Source organism: Lentzea xinjiangensis (genome assembly GCF_900110955.1).
GTDB classification, from domain to species: domain Bacteria; phylum Actinomycetota; class Actinomycetes; order Mycobacteriales; family Pseudonocardiaceae; genus Lentzea; species Lentzea xinjiangensis.
The window spans coordinates 281,101-299,605 of the sequence record NZ_FOFR01000008.1 but is presented as its reverse complement, the minus strand read 5'-3'; the positions used below and the strand labels follow the sequence as shown (position 1 = coordinate 299,605).

The following is an 18,505-nucleotide window of genomic DNA, read 5'->3' as shown; positions in this document are numbered from 1 at the left end:
AACCCCGATCGCCCGATCGTGTGGCCCGATCGCCTGTCAGAGCGCGGCGACCCGCACCGCCTTCGCCATCGCCTCGAAGCCCTTGTCACCGGGGTGCAGGTGGTCGCCCTCGTCGTAGTCCGGCCTGATCCGCTGCGGGTCCGCCGGATCGCGGAGCACCGCGTCGAAGTCCACGACGGCGTCGAAGTCGGGGCTGGTCCGGATGAACGCGTTGACGTCCTGCCGCACCCGCTCCAGCTCGTCGGTGTAGCTGAACCAGCCCTTGAACGGCGTGATCGTCGCGCCGATCACCCGCAGCCCGCGGTCGTGCGAGCGGGCGGCGATCTGCTGCAGCGCCGCGATGATCTTCCGCGGGTCGGTCTCGTGCGGGGTCTGCTGGATGTCGTTGATGCCCTCGAACACGACCACCGACCGGACGCCGGACTGCGCCAGCACGTCGCGGTCCAGCCGCGCCAGCGCGTTCACCCCCGCCCCGCCGCCGTCGAGCAGGAGCCGGTTGCCGCTGATGCCCGCGTTCAGCACGCCCAGCCGGGTGTTGACCCGGTCGGCGAGCTGGTCGGGCCAGCGCAGGTTCGCGCCGGGGGTCGAGTTCGCCCCGTCGGTGATCGAGTCGCCGAGCGCCACGACGCTGCCCCGCAACGCCGACGAACGCACGTCCACGCCCGAGACGTAATGCCAGACCTGCGTGCGCTCGCGGAACGCCGCCGCGGACTCGTCGGCCGTGTGGTTGCCGTCGCGGGTGAAGTACGAGTTCTGCATGGCGAGCTGGTGGTGGGTGACCGGGCCGCCCGGCGCCGGCGTGAAGACGGTCACCAGCAGGTCCGAGTCGGCCGGCACGGTCAGCGCCACGCCGTCGCTCACCACGTCGGCGCCGGGAGGGGCGGTGACGGACGTGGCGCCGCCGAACGTGAGGGTGCGCATCGTGCCGGGCATCGCGAGCGGGGTGTCCGGACCGGCCGCGCGCGCCACCGTGACCTGCCCGAACACCACGGGGGTGCGGCCGAAGGCGTTCGACAGGCGCACGCGGATCTCCCGCCCGCCGGCGCTGACGTGCACGATGTTGCGGATCGAGAAGTTCGGATAACCGCCGTCCGTGCCGGGAACGGCGGAGGACGGTGCGGCCGCCCACGTGCCCACCCAGCGCGCGGGTGCGGCCTGCGCGGGCGAGGCCGCGGCCACGAGCAACGCCACTGCCAGCAGAAAGCGCGTCATGCACTCGACCATGGCAGCGCCGCGACCCGGCCGCTATCCGCCGATCTTCGGATCTATGCTCGCCGGATGTGGAACGGGGCTGAGTACCAGCGCAGGTTCGACTCGCTCGCCGAGTCGGGGGTGGACGTGCACGGCGAGGCGGCGTTCGTGCGGGCGTTCGAGCCGAAGACCGCGCTGGACGCCGGGTGCGGCACCGGGCGGGTCGCGATCGAGCTGGCCAGGCACGGCGTCGAGGTCGTCGGGGCGGATCTCGACGAGTCGATGCTCGCCCACGCCAGGGCGCGGGCGCCGCACCTCACCTGGGTGCGGTCCGACCTCGCCGCGCTCGACCTCGGCCGGACGTTCGACGTCGTGGTGATGGCGGGCAACGTGCCGCTGTTCACCGCGCCCGGTACGCAGGGGGACCTGGTGGCCGGTGTCGCGAGGCACGTCGGCGGCGTCCTGGTCGCCGGTTTCAGCCTGGACCGCGGGTACACCGCCGACGAGTACGACGAGCACTGCGCCCTGGCGGGCCTGAGGCTGGTCGAGCGGTTCGCGACCTGGGACCGCCAACCGTTCCGGCACGGCGACTACGCCGTTTCCGTCCACGCGGCCGGCTCCGCCGCCGGGTAGCGCGCTCTAGCGGTACGCCGCCGTCACCGCTTCGACGAAGTCCTCGGTGAGCGCGTCCTCCTCGCGCCAGGCGAGCACGACGGGGCTGGGCGGCATGTCGCGCAGCGGCACGACCGCCAGCTCACCGAGGTCGTGGCCGAGCGGGGCCAGGCCCACGGATCCGTTCCACAGCACGGACTGGACGCATTCCTGCACCGCGCGGACCACCGGTCCCCGGCGGGGTCTGCCGCCGTTCCAGTAGCTCCGCCAGATCTCGTCGGTGCCGTCCGGGAACTGGAACCAGTCGCGATCGTCGAGGTCCCCGGTGGTCAGGTGGTCGCGCCGGGCCGGGGGTCGTCGGCCCGCAGCACCGCGCCGACCGGGTCGCGGCGCAGCACCCTGGTCCTCAGGCCGGTCTTGTCGAACGGGCCGCGGGTGAGGGCGACGTCCACCTGGCCGGTGCGCAGGCCGCAGGTGGGATCGGTCAGGTCGGTCTCGCGGACGCGGACCTCGACGTCCGGATGCCGCCGCCGGAACGCCGCCGCGAGCCTCGCCCCGCCGTTGTCGCCGAGCATGCCGACGGTGAGGGTGGTGCGGCGCAGCTTGCCGCGGATGCGGTCGGCCTGCTCGAGCAACGCCCTCGCCTCGACCAGCAGGGTCTCGCCCGCCTCGGTGAGGCGGACACCGGCGGACGAGCGCTGGAGCAGCGCCGCGCCGAGGTCGTTCTCCAGGTGCTTGATCGCGCGGCTGAGCGGTGGCTGGCTCATGTGCAGGCGCTGGGCGGCGCGGCCGAAGTGGAGCTCCTCGGCGACCGCGACGAAGTAGCGCAGTGTCCGCAGCTCCATGATCAGCCAAGATACCCGCGCGGTATCGGGAGTGCCCAACCGGTCTTGGACGGCGCGCGGGGCGTGGCGGTGAGGTGGGTGGCATGAACCTCCCAGATCCCGTCGTCCAGGTCTCCGGCGCCGTCGAGGTGGCGCCCGATGTGCTGGTCATCCCGAACGACCACGTCTCGCTCGTGCCCAACATCGGTGTCATCGGTGGCGCCGAAGCAGTGCTGGTGGTGGACACCGGACTCGGTGCCGACAACGCGTCCGCGGTGCTCGCGTTCGCGTCGGAGGTGGCGCGCGGCCGGCGGGTCCTGCTGACGACGACGCACTTCCACCCGGAGCACGCGTTCGGTGCTTCCGCGTTCGGAGGGTCCTATGTGGTGAACCGCGCGCAGGCGGATGACTTGGCGCGCAGGGGATCCGCCTACCTGGAGATGTTCCGGGGGTTCGGCGGCGCCGTCGCCGGACGGTGACCGGCACCGAGGTGCCGGTGCCGGACGTGGTGTTCGACGGGGTGCACTCGCTCGACCTCGGCGGCCGCACCGTCCTGTTGCGACCGACCGGACGCGGGCACACGGTGGGGGACCAAGTGGTCGAGGTGCCGGACGCCGGCGTGCTGTTCACCGGCGACCTCGCCGAGACGGGCCAGTTCGCGATCTTCCCGTGGTTCCCGCCGCACGACGCGGACGTCTCCGGCGTCGGGTGGATCGAGGTGCTGGACCGGTTGATCGCCGCCGGGCCGCGCGTGGTCGTGCCGGGCCACGGGTCGGTGGGTGGTGTCGGCGTCCTGGAGGGGGTCCGGGACTACCTGCGGGAGCTGCGGGACGAGACCTGGCGCCGGCGTGACTCCGCGATGGGTGTCGAGGAGATCGTGGCGGAGGTCCGGGCGGTGCTCGTGGAGCGGCACCCAGGGTGGGCGGGGCAGGAGTGGATCGAACCCGGTGTCGGGTGCCTTTGCGCTGAGTACGGTATGCGCGGTAGCTTCAGTGCTGACTAAAGAGAGCCTTCGCTGCGGTGCGCCCAAGGCGGTGCTCGGTTTCGGTTATCCGCGCAAAGAGGCAAACCCGCCCGGTCGCGGACGAGGTGCGCGGCAGCGCCACGGCGCGGACGTCGGTGACGTCAGGCGATCCTCCAGGCCGCGCTGCCGTTGTGCAGGAGGCCGGGACGAGCGGCCGGGCCGACGAGCGACATGACCTGGTGGGCACCGGACCTCGGGGTCGCGGTGATGATCGTGTCCTCGCCGAGCCGGACCACCTCGACCCGGTTCTCCGGCTTGCCGGAGAAGGACCTGGCGAGGTCGTTGCGCGGGCGGTAGGTCAGGAACGCCCTGCCGCCCTCGGTGCCGAGGGTGATGTCGTGCAGGGTGGTGCGGTAGGTGCCGCACCACCCGTCCTCGATCGGCTCCGGGGCGGCCGGCGGTGCCGCAGGAGGCGGAGCCGGCAGGCCGGCGGCGGTGAAGATCTCGTGGGCCAACGCCTCGGCGGCCGTGCTGTTGGTCAGCACGACCACCGCCAGCCCCGCTGACGGGAGCACGCGCAGGAACGCCTTCTGTCCACGGGAGACACCGGTGTGGCCGACCGCGCCGCCGGGGTGGCGCATCCAGCCGAGGCCCCAGCCGCTGATGCCGCCGCCGAAGTCGGGGACGGAGCAGGGCTGCGGTTCGCGCAGGGCCGCGAGGGCGGGATCGGTGAGGTGCGGGCGGACGAACTCCAGCAGGTCGCGAGCGCTCATGGCGAGGTGCGCGCCGCTCGGGGCGGTGGCCTGCGAGCCGGCCAGCCTCGTGGTCGGAACGCCGCCGTCGTGGCCCACCGCGGTGTGGCGGGGGTTCGCCTCGTGGCCGCCGGTGGCGACGGTGCGCAGGCCCAGCGGTGTGGCCAGCCGCTCGCGGAGCACGTCGTGGAAGGGCTTGCCGCGCAGTACCTCCACCAGCCGGCCGAGCACGACGAACCCGCTGTTGGAGTACGAGAAGACGGCGCCCGGCGGGAAGGGGTGGTCGGCGCCGGCGAGCGCGGCCACGAACTCCTCGGTGGTGGCGGCGCCCGTGACGTGGTTGGCGTCCAGGCCGCCGGTGTGGGCGAGGAGGTGGCGCGGGGTCAGCGACGCGGTGGCGTGGGCGTCGTTGAGCAGGAAGCCGGGAAGCTGGTCGCGCACCGGCCGGTCGAGGTCCACGAGCCCCTCGCCCACGAGCTGCTGCACCAGCGTCGCCGTCCAGACCTTGGTGATCGAGCCGATCCTGAAGGCCGAGAACGGTGTCACCCCGGCGCCGGTGTGGCGGCTGAGCACGCCCGCCGCCTCGTCCTCGACCACGCCGTCCGCGAGCACCGCGACCTGTGCGCCCGGAATGTCATGTTTTGTGATGAGTTCCCGCAGATTCCACCCCATCGGAAGATGTTATGTGATAATCGACAAACCGGCAAATACGAGCGAATCGGACAATTGTTGGTGAACGCCGTAATTCAGCAATTCTTTGTTGCACCTCGTTGGCAGCTTCATGATTTGCCGTTTCCGCTGGTGGAAGCGCTGAAGCAGTTCGGTTGGAAACCAATTGAGACCGGGGGTGGTCCGTGGTGGTGAGAGCGTGACCACACTCCATTCCTCTTTTCACTCGATCGAGTGAAAAGTGGAGTAATGAACCTAAGGCGGTCCCTTCCGGCTCTTCTGCCGCTCGTGCTCACCGCGTCCTTCTTCGCGGTCGGCACGGCCGAGTCGGGGACACCGAAGCAGAGTCCCGTCAACGTCACGCCGAACGCGATCCGGTTCGACCCGCACGCGCCCAAGCTCGACGTCACGTACGGGCACTCCGCGCTGGAGTTGAAGTACATCCGCAAGGACACGACCGCGGCGGACGGCTGCACGGTCCGCCACCACGAGGAGACCGAGGAGGCGGAGGTCGAGCCCGGATCGGGCCACGTCACCGTCGCCGGCACCCGGTACGACCTGGTGCAGTTCCACTTCCACACGCCGTCGGAGCACCGGTTCGCCGGCCGCGCCACGCCGCTGGAGATGCACCTCGTGCACCGCAGCGCGGAGGGCAAGCTGCTGGTGGTCGGCGTCCCGCTGGTCGTCGGCTCGCACTCCGTCGTGGACGACGTCCTGGCGACGCTCTCGCCCGAGTGCGGTGCTCCGGTGGAGATCGAGCCCGTCGACCTCACCCGGTTGCTGCCGCCCGGTCACCACACGCTGCACTACACCGGCTCGCTCACCACGGCGCCGTTCACCGAGGGCGTCGAGTGGTACCTCACCGGCGAGCAGCACGTGACGGCCGCGACGATCGCGCGCTTCAAGGGCCTGTTCACCGCGGGCAACGCCCGGGAGGCGCAGCCGCTCAACGGCCGGACCCTCGTCGAGGTCCCGCGCATTTGAGCAGGGGAGTGCGAGGCCGGTCCTCATCGGGGACCGGCCTTGCGCGTGCCGCGAAGGGAGACGTCGTGCCCCGGTGTGAGCAGTGGCACCGGCCGGACGCTTCTGAAGCGCGTCAGAAGCGCCGTAGGATGGTTCCAGTCGCTAACTAATTCGTCCTGCGTCAGCGCCGACAGCGGGCACTTCGACCAGGAGCGAATGTGAACACCACCCGCGCCATGACCGCTCTCGCGCTCGGCGGGTTCGGCATCGGCACGACCGAGTTCGCGACGATGGGCCTGCTGCCGCAGATCGCGGAGACCTTCGGCATCCCCGACTACGAGGCGGGCCACGCGATCAGCCTCTACGCCGCCGGTGTCGTCGTCGGCGCGCCGTTGATCGCCGTGCTGGGCGCCAAGCTGCCGCGCAAGGGCATGCTGATCGGCCTGATGCTCGCGGTCGCGCTGGGCAACGGGCTGTCGGCCGCCGCTCAGGACAAGACGCTCCTGCTCCTGGCCCGGTTCGTCGCCGGGCTGCCGCACGGCGCGTTCTTCGGCATCGCCGCGGTCGTCGCCGCCACGCTCGTCGCTCCGGAACGGCGCGGCACCGCGGTCGCCCGCGTGATGGTCGGTCTGACCGTGGCCAACCTGGTCGGTGTGCCGCTCGCGACGGCGGCGGGCCAGCAGATCGGCTGGCGCACCGCCTACCTCGCGGTCGCGGTGATCGCCCTGGTCACGGCGGCGGCGATCGCGGCGTGGGTGCCGCGGGTGGCCAAGGTCGAGGGCGCGTCGATGAAGGGCGAGGTCCGCGCGTTCGGCCGCCCGACGGTCTGGTTCGCGATCTTCACCGGCATGATCGGCTTCGGCGGCATGTTCGCCGTCTACTCCTACGTCGCCCCGCTGACGACCGAGGTCGCCGGACTGCCCGCGTCCGTGGTGCCGTGGATGCTCGCGGTGTTCGGCCTCGGCATGACGCTCGGCGCGACGTTCGGCGGCCGGTTCGTGGACCGCTCCTCGACGGGCTCGGTCTTCGGCGGCCTGATCGCGGTGTGCGTGATCCTCGCGCTGTTCGGGTTGACCGCGTCCGTCCCCGGCCTGATGTTCGTCTTCCTGTTCCTGCTGGGTCTCGTCGTGCAGATCCTCGCGGCCGCCCTGCAGATCCGGCTGATGGACGCCTCGCCGGACGCGCCGTCGCTCGCGTCGTCGTCCAACCACTCCTCGCTCAACGTCGCCAACGGCGCGGGCGCGTGGCTCGGCGGTCTCGCCATCGCGGCGGGCTGGGGCTACACGTCGACGGCCTGGGTCGGTGTGGCGCTGTCGCTCGCGGGCCTCGCGATCGCGGTGGCGTCGGTGCTCTACGAGCGGCGTGCCTTGACGCGGGAGACCACGAACCAGCCGATGGCGATGGCGAGCGCGACCAGCACCACGGTCGACACCCAGCCCAGGTAGCGGTCGACGAGCTGGTAGTTCTCGCCGAGCGCGTAGCCCGCGAGGATCAGCGCGGTGTTCCAGATCAGGCTGCCGGCCGCCGTGTAGGCGGTGAACTTCACGATCGGCATCCCGGAGACCCCGGCCGGGATGGAGATCAGGCTGCGCACGACCGGCACCATCCGCCCGATGAACACGGCCTTGTTGCCGTGCTTGTCGAACCACTCGTCGGACTTGTCCACATCGGACACGGTGACGAACGGGATCCTGTCCGCGATCTTGCGCAGCCGCTCCAGCCCGAGCCACGTGCCCAGGCCGTACAGCACCAGGGCGCCCACGACCGATCCGGCCGTGGTCCACAGGATCGCCGCGATCAGGGAGATCTTGCCCTGACCGGCGGTGAACCCCGCCAGCGGCAGGATCACCTCGCTCGGCACCGGCGGGAACACGTTCTCCAGCGCGACCGCGAGGCCGGCGCCGGGTGAGCCGAGCGCCTCCATCAGCTTGGTGATCCACTCCATGGCTGTCGAAATACCCGTTTCCTCCCGTGGCTCAACCTCCGGGTGTTCCAGGGGGTGCGGCGCGGCCCCGCTCGCCCGGTGATCGCCCGCAGGTCTACCGTTGTTGCCTCCTCCCGCCGGGGAGGAGAACAGGGAGGCGGACGGTGCGAGGCGTGATCGCGGCGGGCCACCCGCTCACCGCAGGGGCGGGCGCGTCGATGCTGCGCGCCGGCGGGAACGCCGTGGACGCGGCCGTCGCGGCGATGCTGACGTCCTGCGTCACCGAGCCGCTGCTGACCGGGCTCGGCGCGGCCGGTTACCTGGTGGTCGCACCGGCCGGTGAGGCCCCGGTCCTGCTGGACTTCTCCGCCGAGGCCCCCGGACGCGACCGCACCGGCGACCGGGCGCCGCTCGCCCCCGTCACCGTCCACTTCGGTGACGCCCAGCAGGAGTTCCACGCCGGACCGTCCTCGGTCGCCGCGTACGGCCTGCCCGCCGGCGCCGCGCTGGCCGCCACGTACGGCCGGGCACCGCTCGAGGAACTCGTGGCCACGGCGGCAAAGCACGCCCGTGAGGGGCACCGGATCAACCGGTACCAGGCGTACGTCACCTCACTGCTGCTGCCGCTCGCCCGCAGCGCGGGCCTCACCGCGTTCGAGGAGGGCGAGCTCCTCGTCCAGCCCGAGCTCGCCGAGGCGCTCGACCGGCTGGGCAGCGAGGGCGCGGCCCCGTTCTACACCGGCGACATCGCGGGCGCGGTCGCCGGCTGGATCACCGCGCACGGCGGCGACCTGTCCCGCGCCGATCTGGCCGCGTACCGGGTGGCCGTGCGCGAACCGCTGCACGTGCGGCACCGCGGCCGCGACATCCACACGAACCCGCCGCCCGCCGCCGGCGGTGCGCTGCTCGCGCAGATGCTGGAGGCGTTGCCGGACAACCCGTCGCAGCAGGACCTCGTCCGCGCGCTGGCCACCCCCAAGACGCACCTGAACCGCCTCGGCTCCACCACGCACATCTCCGTGCTCGACGCCGACGGCACGGCGTGCTCGGTCACGACCACGAACGGCGCCGGCTCGGGCATCTCGATCGCGGGCGTGCACCTGAACAACATGATGGGGGAGGAGGACCTGTCGCCAGACGGGTTCTTCAGCCACGCGCCCGGCGACCGGCTGCCGTCGATGATGGCGCCGACCGTGGCGACCAGGGACGGGCGGGCGGAGCTCGTGCTCGGCAGCGCGGGGTCGAGCCGGATCTGCGGCGCGATCCTGCAGGTGCTCGTGAACGTCCTGGACCGCGGCATGCCCGCCCAGGAGGCCGTCGACGCGCCGCGAATGCACCTCAGCGGAGACCACCTGCACGTCGAACCGGGAATTCGGCCGGAAAGCGAACTCCCGGTGACGTTCTTCCGTGCGCCGAACATGTTCTTCGGCGGGTGCCAGGTGGTCGAAATGACCGAATCGGGCCTGCTCAGGGGTGGTGCGGATCACCGCAGGGACGGTGCTTTCGCCGTGGTGTGAGAGATTGCCCGCATAATGGGATACCCGGTTTCCTGATTCACGGCTCAACCCGCACGATGGGGCGGTGACGGCACTCAGCGAGAAACGGTCCTCTCCGCTCCTGTCCCGCACTTTCCTCCAACTCTCCGTCATCAGCGTCGTGTCCGGCGTCTCGATGGCGTTCGCGCTGCCGTTCAACTCGCTGTTCCTCACCAGCGAGGTCAAGGTCACGCCGTTCCAGCTCGGCTTCTTCCTGATCGTGAGCCCGCTCGCGTCGGTCGTCGCCAGCACGATCATGGGCAGGCTGTCCGACGGCCGGGTGCAGCGCCGGTACATGCTCGCCGTGGGCGGTGTCGCCGGCGCGATCGGCTACGGGCTGTTCGCCGTGCTGCGCGACTACTGGTTCCTGCTCGGCACGTCGGTGGTCTTCGTGGCGGTCACGGCGTCGTTGCTGCCGCAGCTCTTCGCGTACGGCCGGCAGGTCTCCCGAGGACCGTCGATGGTGATCAGCGTCCTGCGCACGCTGCTCTCGGTCTCCTGGGTCGCCGGGCCGCCGGTGGCCGCGCTGCTGGTCGCGCAGACCGGCTGGGTGGGCCTGTTCGCCTCCACGGCCGTCCTCCAGCTCGGTGTCGCCGTCCTGGCGATCACGTTGCCGGTGCCCGCGGCGGAACCCGTCGAGGAGGCGCACGAGGAGGAAGCGGCCGGATCGCCACGCGGCACCATGTCGGTCGTCTCGGGCGCGTTCACGTTCCTGCAGGGCGCCGTGTCGCTCGCGGTGGGCGGCTTGCCGCTGCTGGTCACCACCGAGCTCGGGGGCACCGCCGGCGACGCCGGGCTCGCGATGGGCCTGTGCGCGGCGCTGGAGATCCCGCTGATGCTGTGGTTCGGGTCGTTGGCGAACCGGATGTCGCAGCACAAGCTCGTGCTCGCCGGCGCGGCGATCTCGTTGAGCTACCACGGGCTGATGGTGTTCACCGAGTCCATCTGGCAGGTGATGGCCGCACAGGTGCTGCACGCCATCGTCATCTCGCTGGTGATGGGCGTGGGCATCACCTACTTCCAGAGCCTCGACCCCGGCCGGCCCGGCCACGCCACGACGATGTTCAGCAACACCCAGATCGTCGGCGGCATGATCGCGGGCGCGCTGCTCGGCGTCTCCCAGCAGCTCGGCTTCCGCTGGGTCTACGGGTTCAGCTTCTCGATGTGCGTGCTGGGGCTCGCGCTGCTGCTCGTGGCGGGCAGGCTCACCGGATCGCCGAGGCGGTGACCGCCGGCTCGCCGCCGGCGCCGGGGCGGAAGATCCCCTTGACGGTCCCGAAGCCCAGGCTCGGGTTGCGGCGCAACGCGGAGCCCTCCACCGACATGGAGCCCTCCACCGACATGGAGCCCGAGGTGTCGTTGCCGACGAAGAACACCGCACCGCCGCCCTCGTCGGCCTGGTTGTCACCGATCAGCGAGCCGGCGATGCGCAGGGTGAACGCGTTGCCGTCGGTGTAGATCGCGCCACCGCTGCCGCCTCCCGGAGTGCCACCGCGTGCCGGGTTCGCGCCGCGGCCGATCGCCTTGTTGCCCCGCACCATGCTGTCGAGGACCACCCACCGCGCACGAGCAGCGCGCCGGAGTTCGTGCGGACCTTCGCGGTCGCGGCCATCGGGATGGTGAGCGGGTTCGGCCCGCAGTCGAACGTGATGACCCCGCCGGCGGCCACCGCGTCGACCACGGCTTGCGAGGTGCAGGCCGCGGGCGTGCCGGTGCCGATCACGCGGGTGGGCTTGGAGGTGTCCTCGGCGGCGGCTTCCGGCGGCACGGCGGCGGGGCAAGCGCGATGCCGTCGTTGACCTGCGAGTCAGGTTTCCGGACACCAACGTGAAAGAACCACGCGTTCGGGTGGTTCACCGCCCCTGGCACACTGCGCTGCGTGCCGACCCAGTTCCCCGACGAACGACCGACCGAGCGCCACGTGGCGCCCGATCCGGCCCTGATGGAGGCGGCCCGCGCCCGAGGCCGCGCACGCTGGGCCGCCGCGGGCCGTCCGCCGGCGCAGGAGGAGGAACCGCCGAGCCACCCGGTGCGGCTGCGCACCGCCGCGGTCGCCGCCACGGCCGCGCTCCTGGTGCTCGCGGGCGTGGCGGTCGTGACGTTCGACGGCGGGTCCGACGACAGCGGCGCCGGCACCGCGCAGCCCGCGCACAGCTACCTGCCCGGCCTGATCACGCCGCCGGAGGACCTGCCGGAGCAGAACTGGCCGGTGGCGGCGGACCCGGCCACCGCGTCGCCGGCGCCCGGCCTGGTGCCGACGGGCACCCAGGCCGTGGTGCCGCCGGCGACCAGGGCGGCCGGCGGCACCAGGTCCTTCACGACGGGTCCCGGCTGCGGTGGCTACACCGGTGTCGGCTCCTACCGCGACGGCAGGAAGGGCTGGGTCGACCACGGCGACGGCAGGTGCGGCTCGACGTTCGTGTCGATCCCGATGTCCGGCGACGCGCGGCGGGACGACGGCTCCGCGTACGGCATGTGGACGTTCGCCGCGTCCGGCACGTGCGAGATCTCGGTGCACGTCCCGAACGGCAGCCTGGAGCAGGTCGGCGGTAACCCGACCGTGTACTACGTCTTCGACCGCAACGGCGTCGGCGGCACCCCGATGGCGTCGTTCGCGATCAAGCAGGTCGACAAGCGCGGCCAGTGGGTCACCGCGGGGAGGTTCAAGGCCAGCGGAAACCTGACCGTGCAGCTCCTCACCCGAGGTCAGGACCGGAACGGTGCCGGACCCACCCACGCCCATCACGCCGCGAGCGCGGTCAGGGCAGACTGCACGCCGTGACGAGAGATCTTCATCTGGTCCGGCACGGCGAGGCCACGAAGGACAGGTCGCGGCTGACCGCGCGCGGGCGCAGGCAGGCTGAGCTGCTCGCGGAACGGCTGCGGGGCACGGGTTTCGCGGCCGTGCACCACGGGCCGCTCCCGCGAGCGGCGGAAACGGCGGCGATCGTCGCCGCGGTGCTGCGCGTGCCCTGCCGCGTCGAGGCGGCCGCCGACGACTTCGTGCCGCACTTCGTCCCCGGCCACGACGAGTTCTTCGACCGGTTCCCGGAGTCGGAACGCACGCGGGGACCGGCGCTGGCGCACGAGGCCGAGACGCGGTTCGCGCGTCCCGGCGACGGCCCGGTGCTGGTGGTGACCCACGCGTTCCTGATCGGCTGGCTGGTGCGCGACGCCCTGGACGCCCCGCCGGAGCGCTGGCTGGCGCTCGACCACGACAACGCCGCGCTGACCGTGATCCGCTACCGGACGGGCGCGCCGCCCGCCCTGGTGCGGTTCAACGACTCCGGCCACCTCGGCTCGCTTTGAGCGTGAGCAGGGTGATCTCGCTGGGCGCGAACACGCGCATCGGCGGGCCCCAGAAGCCGGAGCCGCGGCTGGTGTAGAGCTGGGTGCGCTCGCCGTGCCTGCTCAGGCCCGCGACGACCGGCTGCTGGAGCCGGACGAGGTAGTGGAACGGCCAGATCTGGCCGCCGTGGGTGTGCCCGGACAGTTGCAGGTCCACGCCCGCGGCCACGGCCTTCCCGACCTCCGAGGGCTGGTGCGCGAGCAACACGACCGGGACGTCCTCGTCGGCGCCGCGCAGCGCCCTGGCGAGGTCGGCGGAGTGGCCGGGCTCGCCGGAGTGGTCGGCCGTGACGTCGTCGACGCCCGCGAACACCAGGCGGGCGTCGCCGCGGACGAGCGTCACGTGCTCGTTGCGCAGGGCCTTCCAGCCCAGGCGCGTCATCAGGTCGATCCAGCCCTGCGCGCCCGAGTAGTACTCGTGGTTGCCGGTGATGTAGAAGCGGTGTTCGGCGGTCACGTCGCCCAGCGGCGCGGCCTGCTCGAGGCGCTGCTCGGCCGTGCCGTCCGCGATGTCGCCCACGTGCACGGCGACGTCGGCGCCGAGCCCGTTGACCGCGTCGACCATGCCGCGCGACCACTTCGCGCGGTTGATCGCGCCGTAGTGGGTGTCGGTGACGACCGCGATGGTCAGGCCGTCGAACGCCGGGTCGAGGCGCGGGATCGTGACGTCCTGGCGCTTGATCCGCGGCACGCGCATCGCCTCGTGGACGCCGTAGGCCGTGACGGTGAGGATGATCCCGGCGAGCAGGACCGCGACCAACCGGGCGCGGAACGGGTTCTCGACGCCACCGAGCGCGAGGCCCAGCCGCAGGACGTCGGTGATCAGGGTCCAGACGAACGCGATCCACACGAACCCGAGCAGGAAGTGCGAGATCCGCGCCGCCCGGTCGCTGCCGCGCCGGGTGAACAGCACGATCATCGCGATGGCCGCGGCGGCGAACACGACGGCGGCGATCGGGCGCACCGGGTCCGGCCACCGCGCACCGGCCGCGAAGAGCCCTTCGAACGGCACCCAGAACAGCAACGTCGTGACGGCCAGCAGGACGAGCGTGAAAACCACCCGCCGCACCGTGATCCGTGGCCGGGTAGCGGTGGTCGTCATGTGCGCATCCTCCTGAGCTCGGTCAAAGTGTCACAACGCACGGGAGCCGTCGTTTGTTCGCTTGAGGTCCGTCACACGCCTGCCACGCCCGCGGGAGGCAACCGCCCGGGCGACCGGGAGTCCTGATATCAGTACTGCCGGATCCGACGACCTGGAGTGGGCCCATGATCTTCTACAACGACGAGGAGAGCCGCACGCTGCGCACGGCCGTGTACGGCGCGATGCTGCTGGTCTCCCATGCCGACCCCGGTCCCGTGCTGGAGGAGCGGTTCGCCGGCCTGCGCGCCCTCCGGCACCTGTCGCCGGACCTGCGCGTCGTCATGGGCGCGGCGCGGCCGTCCGTGCCCACCGGCACCGACGAGGAGATCGAGCCCGTCGTCCTGGAGGCCCTGCGCGCCTCGATGAAGATCCTGTCGGTCCGGTCACCGGAGGACGCCGCCGGCTTCCCGCGCGCCGTGCTGGCGATCGCGCGCGAGGTGGCCGAGGCGGACGGCGTGGTCGTCGACTCCGAGGACGCGATGGTGGCCCGCATCGAGGGTGCGCTCGTCCTCTGACGGACCGGGTCTGCCAGAGTCTGCGCGTGCTGGAGATCGTGGTTCGGACCGAAGGCGGGGAACGGCACGTCCGCGTGCCGGCCGGGGAGCTGGCCGGCCTGGTCCGGCGCATCGGTGCCGAAGCCGACCGGTTCCTGGTGGTCCAGCGGATACCCGACCTGCCGGACGTCTTCGTCCAGGTCTGGCACGAGACCGGTGGTGACTACGCGATCGAGCACCGCGACGGCGCCGCCGACCGGCATTTCGAGGCGGTGGCCGACGGGCCGGGGGCCGTGGCCGCGGCGATCACCGGCTGGGCTCGCCGGGAGGCCGGGTGGGACAGCGGTCTGACCTGGTCGGTGCTCGACGTGGGCCCCGCCCCCGAGGTGCCGCCGCTCGACCTCGGCGAGGACGAGCGCGAGGTGCTGGAGAGGCGCGTCCGCGAGGTGCTGGCCGGCGGCTACGCCTCCCGCGCCGAGCTGGCGGAGCTCGCCGAGGAGTACCTGGTCACCGAGGAGCGCCGGCCCGTCTCGCGGGAGCAGGCCGTGGTGCTGGCCGACCGGTTGTGGCGGGAACGGGTCGCGGAGCAGGCCTCGTGGCAGGGCGAGACCGACCCCGAGCGGATCAGCCGGGCCTTCGCCGCTCTGCGGCGGGCCCGCATCACCGCCCGCGAGAACTTCACCTGCTGCCGCGCCTGCGGCCAAGCCGGGATAGGCGGTGAAGGCGGCCCCGACGCCCGCGGTTTCGTCTACTTCCACGCCCAGTGCACGGACGCCGCCGTGGCCGGTCACGGGCTGACGTTGCTCTACGGCGGCTTCGACGGCTCGCCCGGGACGACGGCGGCCATCGGTGATGAGGTCGTGGCCGCCCTCGAAGCAGCCGGCCTGCGTGCCGAGTGGAACCGCGATCCCGGCCGGTCCATCACCGTCACCCCGCTGGACTGGCGCCGCCGCCTGGTCGGCTAGTCACCGCACCGGCCGGACCCGCACCCGTTCGAAGGATCCGTAGGCCGGATGGCCGATAGCGCCACACCGGTGCGGTGGCAGGGTGGATCTCCTTAGGGGATCAACGCTGGGGGAGTGCCGCCATGGACCTGTCTCGTCGCGAACTGCTGGCCCGCACCGGCCAGGCCGCCGCCGTCGCCACCGCCGCGTCCACCGCGACCGCGCTCACGAACGGCACCGCGCAGGCGGACGCGGGCGTGACGCTGACGCAGGGCACCAACATCTCGGTGTCGCGATCGGCCGACGGCAAGTGGCTCGCCATGGACCTGGTCACCGCGATCTGGGTTCTCCCCGCCACGGGCGGGCGGGCGCGCAGGCTCACCGACGAGCTGCAGGACGCCACGTTGCCGTCGTTCGGGCCGGACGGCCGGATCGCCTTCCAGTCCTACCGGGACGGCAACTACCACCTCTACGTCATCGGGCTCGACGGCCGCGGGCTGCGGCAGCTCACGCGGGGCAGGTACGACCACCGCGAGCCCGCGTTCTCGCCGGACGGCACGAAGATCGCGTTCGTCAGCGACCGCGCCGGCAGCTACGGCGTGCACGTCCTGGACCTGGCGTCCGGAGCGATCACGCGGCTCACCGAGGCCCCCGACGACGCGGCCGCGCCCCAGTGGTCGCCCGACGGCGAGCGGATCATCTTCGTGGTCGGCACCGCGACGGTCGAGACCGTGACGCTGGACGGCACGCGCGAGCGGCTGGTCACGGCACCGGCGGGCGCGCAGCTCTTCGGGGCGGCGTTCGGACCGGGAGGCCGGGCCAGCTACACGGTGGTGCGGCCGGGCCAGGCCGACCTGGTGCTGGGGACGACCCCGGTGGTCACCGGGCAGGACGTCTTCGGGTTCGCGCCGATCTGGGACGGCGACAGCGTCCTCTACACCGCCGACGGCAAGATCCGGCTGCGGGCCGGCGGTACCACGAAGGACATCCCGTTCGAGGCGACCGTGCCGGTGCGCAGGGTCCGGCGCCGCCGGACGAGGAACCTCACTGGAGGCCCGGTCAAGGGCATCGCGAGCCCGGTGGTGTCGAGCGACGGCAAGATCGCGTTCCGGGCGCTCAACGCGATCCACCTGCTGAGCGGCGGCAGGACCACCAGGCTGACCGACGGGCGGTACTTCGACTCCGATCCCGACTTCTCGCCCGACGGCACCAGACTGGTCTACGCGAGCGACCGCACCGGCGTCGCGCAGCTCCGGATCCGCGACCTCAGGACGGGCGCGGACGAGCTGTACGCCCCGGCGCCCGGCGCGCAGACCACGCCGCGGTTCTCCCCGGACGGCACCAAGGTCGCCTACGTCGACCAGGACGGCCAGGTCTGGGTCGCGGACGCCACCGGGCGGCGGCAGATCACCCCGGCGCTGTTCCAGCCGGGCAGGCCCACGTGGTCCGCGGACGGCACGGTCGTGGCGCTGGCCGCGGTGAAGCCGTTCTCGCGCCGGTTCCGCGAGGGCACCAGCCAGATCCTCTCGGTGGACCTGGCCTCCGGCGAGCTGAGCTACACCGAGCCCATGCCGTTCCGCTCCATCGCGACCCGCGGCGACGACGGTCCGGTCTTCTCGCCGGACGGCAAGCACGTCGCGTTCGTCGTGGAGAGCGTCGCGTGGGTCGTGCCCGTCGACGCCAAGGGCGCCTTCACCGGCGAGCCGCGCCAGGTCACCCGCGAAGTCACCGACTCGCTGGCGTGGCACGGCGACGACCTCGTCTACCTCAGCAACGGCCGGCTGCGACGGTCCACACTGGACGGACGAGCGACCGCGATCCGGCTGAACCTCAGCTACAGCAGGGCCCGCGCTCCCGAACGCAAGGTCGTGCGCGTCGGTGCCTGCTGGGACGGCGAGGCGGAGGGCCTGCGCCGCGACGTCGACATCGTCGTGGCGAACGGCCGCGTCGAGGAGGTGCGGCCCCACCGCGGCCACGCCGACGTCGACGCGTCGGAGCTGACGGCGATCCCCGGCCTGATCGACGCCCACAACCACTGGCACCTGCGCGGCCGCCAGTGGGGAGCGCGGCAGGGCAACGTCTGGCTCGCCTACGGCATCACGACCGTCCGCTCACCGGGCGACCCGGTGTACCAGATGGTCGAGACCCGCGAGGCGCTCGCCGCCGGCACCCTGACCGGCCCGCGGTTCTACGCCACCGGCGAGGCCATCGACGGCTCCCGCGTCTACTACAACTTCATGCGCCCGACGCTCAGCCGGGCGCAACTCGACCTCGAGCTGCGCCGCGCGCACGAGCTCGGCTACGACATGATCAAAACCTACGTCCGCCTGCCGGTGGAACTGCAACGCGCGGCCGTGCGGCGGTCCCGCGTCCCGCTGTCGTCGCACTACCTCTACCCGGCCGCCAACCTCGGCATGGACGGCATGGAGCACGTCGGCGCCACCAACCGCCTCGGCTACTCCCACACCGTGACGCGGCTGGGCAAGGCCTACCAGGACGTGGTGGAGCTGTTCGTGCGGTCCGGCATGTCGATGACGCCGACCCTGTTCCACAGCCGGGCCCTGTTCGCCGAGGACAAGTCGCTGGCACTGGACGAACGCACCCGCGTGCTCTTCCCGCCGTGGGAGTACGAGCGCTACCTCGCCGAGGCCGACAGCGGCGGCAGCAGCTCGTCGGCCGCCATCCTGCGCAACTGGGTGGAGTTCGCGCTGGCGGTGCACCGGGGCGGAGGCCTGGTCATCTGCGGCACGGACGCGCCCCTCGACGCGCCCGCCACCGCCACTCACATGAACCTGCGCGCGATGGTCAAGTACGGCTTCACACCACGGGAAGCGCTCATCACCGCGACCCGCAACCCGGCCCGCTGGCTCGGCCTGCCGATCGGCGCGATCAAGCCGGGCGCGCCCGCCGACGTCGCGTTCGTGTCCGGCAACCCGTTGCAGGACATCAGGGACGCCGCGAACGTGCGGCAGGTGATGGTCGGCGGTCATCTGCACCGGGTGCCGGACCTGCTGGCGCCGTACCGGAACCAGGCCGGGGTGTCGGCCGAGCGGCCGGCGTTGGCGCCGCTCGCCTCGGCGGAGAACAAGCACTGGTGGCACGAGCCGGAGTGGGCCGAGCGCGTCTGCTGCGACCACTGAGGAC

18 protein-coding genes and 1 pseudogene are annotated in these 18,505 nt (G+C 72.2%); 13 read left to right on the top strand and 6 right to left on the bottom strand.

Annotation, left to right across the window (positions count from 1 at the left end):
- Positions 1 to 36: 36 nt before the first annotated feature.
- Positions 37 to 1,212, bottom strand: a complete 1,176-nt coding sequence (locus BMW88_RS19815) for an SGNH/GDSL hydrolase family protein (RefSeq protein WP_089952735.1) — start codon at positions 1,210 to 1,212, stop codon at positions 37 to 39.
- 66 nt (positions 1,213 to 1,278) lie between these two features.
- Between BMW88_RS19815 and BMW88_RS19810 the strand changes: the two genes are divergently transcribed.
- Complete coding sequence (locus BMW88_RS19810; protein ID WP_089952632.1) at positions 1,279 to 1,824, top strand: class I SAM-dependent methyltransferase; 546 nt, start codon at positions 1,279 to 1,281, stop codon at positions 1,822 to 1,824.
- Positions 1,825 to 1,830: 6 nt separating this feature from the next.
- On the opposite strand, the pseudogene BMW88_RS19805 reads toward BMW88_RS19810, so the two are convergent.
- A pseudogene (locus BMW88_RS19805) lies at positions 1,831 to 2,648 on the bottom strand (LysR family transcriptional regulator).
- 83 nt (positions 2,649 to 2,731) lie between these two features.
- Between BMW88_RS19805 and BMW88_RS44440 the strand changes: the two are divergent.
- Together BMW88_RS44440 and BMW88_RS44435 are read left to right on the top strand one after the other, a co-directional pair.
- The gene (locus BMW88_RS44440) at positions 2,732 to 3,106 is read left to right on the top strand and encodes an MBL fold metallo-hydrolase (RefSeq protein WP_425434667.1); all 375 of its coding nucleotides are present in this window, start codon (positions 2,732 to 2,734) and stop codon (positions 3,104 to 3,106) included.
- Positions 3,103 to 3,630, top strand: a complete 528-nt coding sequence (locus BMW88_RS44435; protein ID WP_425434666.1) for an MBL fold metallo-hydrolase — start codon at positions 3,103 to 3,105, stop codon at positions 3,628 to 3,630. Before BMW88_RS44440 ends, BMW88_RS44435 begins: the two co-directional genes overlap by 4 nt.
- A gap of 122 nt (positions 3,631 to 3,752) precedes the next feature.
- Here BMW88_RS44435 and BMW88_RS19795 read toward each other — a convergent pair whose 3' ends face one another.
- Entirely contained in the window at positions 3,753 to 5,015 is a 1,263-nt protein-coding gene (locus BMW88_RS19795; protein ID WP_089952631.1) for a serine hydrolase domain-containing protein, read from the bottom strand.
- A gap of 285 nt (positions 5,016 to 5,300) precedes the next feature.
- On the opposite strand from BMW88_RS19795, the gene BMW88_RS19790 reads away from it, so the two are divergent.
- Positions 5,301 to 5,996 (top strand): carbonic anhydrase family protein, encoded by a 696-nt coding sequence (locus tag BMW88_RS19790; protein ID WP_177221196.1) that lies wholly within the window; start codon positions 5,301 to 5,303, stop codon positions 5,994 to 5,996.
- 197 nt (positions 5,997 to 6,193) lie between these two features.
- Positions 6,194 to 7,420 carry an MFS transporter gene (locus tag BMW88_RS19785; protein WP_245777921.1) on the top strand — a complete coding sequence of 409 codons (1,227 nt, stop codon included), beginning with the start codon at positions 6,194 to 6,196 and terminating at the stop codon, positions 7,418 to 7,420.
- On the opposite strand, the gene BMW88_RS19780 is transcribed toward BMW88_RS19785, so the two are convergent.
- On the bottom strand, positions 7,327 to 7,920 hold the full coding sequence (locus BMW88_RS19780) for a DedA family protein (protein WP_089952627.1): 594 nt from the start codon (positions 7,918 to 7,920) through the stop codon (positions 7,327 to 7,329). The genes BMW88_RS19785 and BMW88_RS19780 overlap by 94 nt on opposite strands.
- 143 nt (positions 7,921 to 8,063) lie before the next feature.
- On the opposite strand from BMW88_RS19780, the gene BMW88_RS19775 reads away from it, so the two are divergent.
- The gene (locus tag BMW88_RS19775) at positions 8,064 to 9,416 is read left to right on the top strand and encodes a gamma-glutamyltransferase (RefSeq protein ID WP_218148135.1); all 1,353 of its coding nucleotides are present in this window, start codon (positions 8,064 to 8,066) and stop codon (positions 9,414 to 9,416) included.
- Between the two features lie 64 nt (positions 9,417 to 9,480).
- On the top strand, positions 9,481 to 10,662 hold the full coding sequence (locus BMW88_RS19770) for a sugar efflux transporter (protein ID WP_245777920.1): 1,182 nt from the start codon (positions 9,481 to 9,483) through the stop codon (positions 10,660 to 10,662).
- Here BMW88_RS19770 and BMW88_RS19765 read toward each other — a convergent pair.
- The gene (locus BMW88_RS19765; protein WP_089952626.1) at positions 10,640 to 10,990 is read right to left on the bottom strand and encodes a hypothetical protein; all 351 of its coding nucleotides are present in this window, start codon (positions 10,988 to 10,990) and stop codon (positions 10,640 to 10,642) included. The genes BMW88_RS19770 and BMW88_RS19765 overlap by 23 nt on opposite strands.
- A gap of 30 nt (positions 10,991 to 11,020) precedes the next feature.
- Between BMW88_RS19765 and BMW88_RS19760 the strand changes: the two genes are divergently transcribed.
- From BMW88_RS19760 to BMW88_RS19750, 3 genes are all read left to right on the top strand, one after another.
- On the top strand, positions 11,021 to 11,233 hold the full coding sequence (locus BMW88_RS19760) for a hypothetical protein (RefSeq protein ID WP_089952624.1): 213 nt from the start codon (positions 11,021 to 11,023) through the stop codon (positions 11,231 to 11,233).
- Positions 11,234 to 11,313: 80 nt separating this feature from the next.
- Positions 11,314 to 12,216 (top strand): hypothetical protein, encoded by a 903-nt coding sequence (locus tag BMW88_RS19755; RefSeq protein WP_089952622.1) that lies wholly within the window; start codon positions 11,314 to 11,316, stop codon positions 12,214 to 12,216.
- Positions 12,213 to 12,743, top strand: a complete 531-nt coding sequence (locus tag BMW88_RS19750; RefSeq protein WP_218148134.1) for a histidine phosphatase family protein — start codon at positions 12,213 to 12,215, stop codon at positions 12,741 to 12,743. The genes BMW88_RS19755 and BMW88_RS19750 overlap by 4 nt, the downstream gene beginning before the upstream one ends.
- Here BMW88_RS19750 and BMW88_RS19745 read toward each other — a convergent pair.
- Positions 12,712 to 13,884 (bottom strand): metallophosphoesterase, encoded by a 1,173-nt coding sequence (locus BMW88_RS19745; protein WP_089952620.1) that lies wholly within the window; start codon positions 13,882 to 13,884, stop codon positions 12,712 to 12,714. The genes BMW88_RS19750 and BMW88_RS19745 overlap by 32 nt on opposite strands.
- A gap of 164 nt (positions 13,885 to 14,048) precedes the next feature.
- Between BMW88_RS19745 and BMW88_RS19740 the strand changes: the two genes are divergently transcribed.
- The 3 genes from BMW88_RS19740 (at position 14,049) to BMW88_RS19730 (ending at position 18,501) form a co-directional block, all read left to right on the top strand.
- On the top strand, positions 14,049 to 14,438 hold the full coding sequence (locus tag BMW88_RS19740) for a tellurite resistance TerB family protein (RefSeq protein ID WP_089952618.1): 390 nt from the start codon (positions 14,049 to 14,051) through the stop codon (positions 14,436 to 14,438).
- 26 nt (positions 14,439 to 14,464) lie between these two features.
- The gene (locus tag BMW88_RS19735) at positions 14,465 to 15,382 is read left to right on the top strand and encodes a DUF6891 domain-containing protein (RefSeq protein WP_089952616.1); all 918 of its coding nucleotides are present in this window, start codon (positions 14,465 to 14,467) and stop codon (positions 15,380 to 15,382) included.
- Positions 15,383 to 15,504: 122 nt separating this feature from the next.
- Positions 15,505 to 18,501 carry an amidohydrolase family protein gene (locus BMW88_RS19730; protein WP_089952614.1) on the top strand — a complete coding sequence of 999 codons (2,997 nt, stop codon included), beginning with the start codon at positions 15,505 to 15,507 and terminating at the stop codon, positions 18,499 to 18,501.
- Positions 18,502 to 18,505 lie beyond the last annotated feature (4 nt).

Coding starts and splice junctions, on each gene's coding strand:
- BMW88_RS19815 (WP_089952735.1), bottom strand. CDS start 1,212: ATGACGCGCTTTCTGCTGGCAGTGGCGTTGCTCGTGGCCGCGGCCTCG.
- BMW88_RS19810 (WP_089952632.1), top strand. CDS start 1,279: ATGTGGAACGGGGCTGAGTACCAGCGCAGGTTCGACTCGCTCGCCGAG.
- BMW88_RS44440 (WP_425434667.1), top strand. CDS start 2,732: ATGAACCTCCCAGATCCCGTCGTCCAGGTCTCCGGCGCCGTCGAGGTG.
- BMW88_RS19795 (WP_089952631.1), bottom strand. CDS start 5,015: ATGGGGTGGAATCTGCGGGAACTCATCACAAAACATGACATTCCGGGC.
- BMW88_RS19780 (WP_089952627.1), bottom strand. CDS start 7,920: ATGGAGTGGATCACCAAGCTGATGGAGGCGCTCGGCTCACCCGGCGCC.
- BMW88_RS19745 (WP_089952620.1), bottom strand. CDS start 13,884: ATGACGACCACCGCTACCCGGCCACGGATCACGGTGCGGCGGGTGGTT.
- BMW88_RS19740 (WP_089952618.1), top strand. CDS start 14,049: ATGATCTTCTACAACGACGAGGAGAGCCGCACGCTGCGCACGGCCGTG.
- BMW88_RS19730 (WP_089952614.1), top strand. CDS start 15,505: ATGGACCTGTCTCGTCGCGAACTGCTGGCCCGCACCGGCCAGGCCGCC.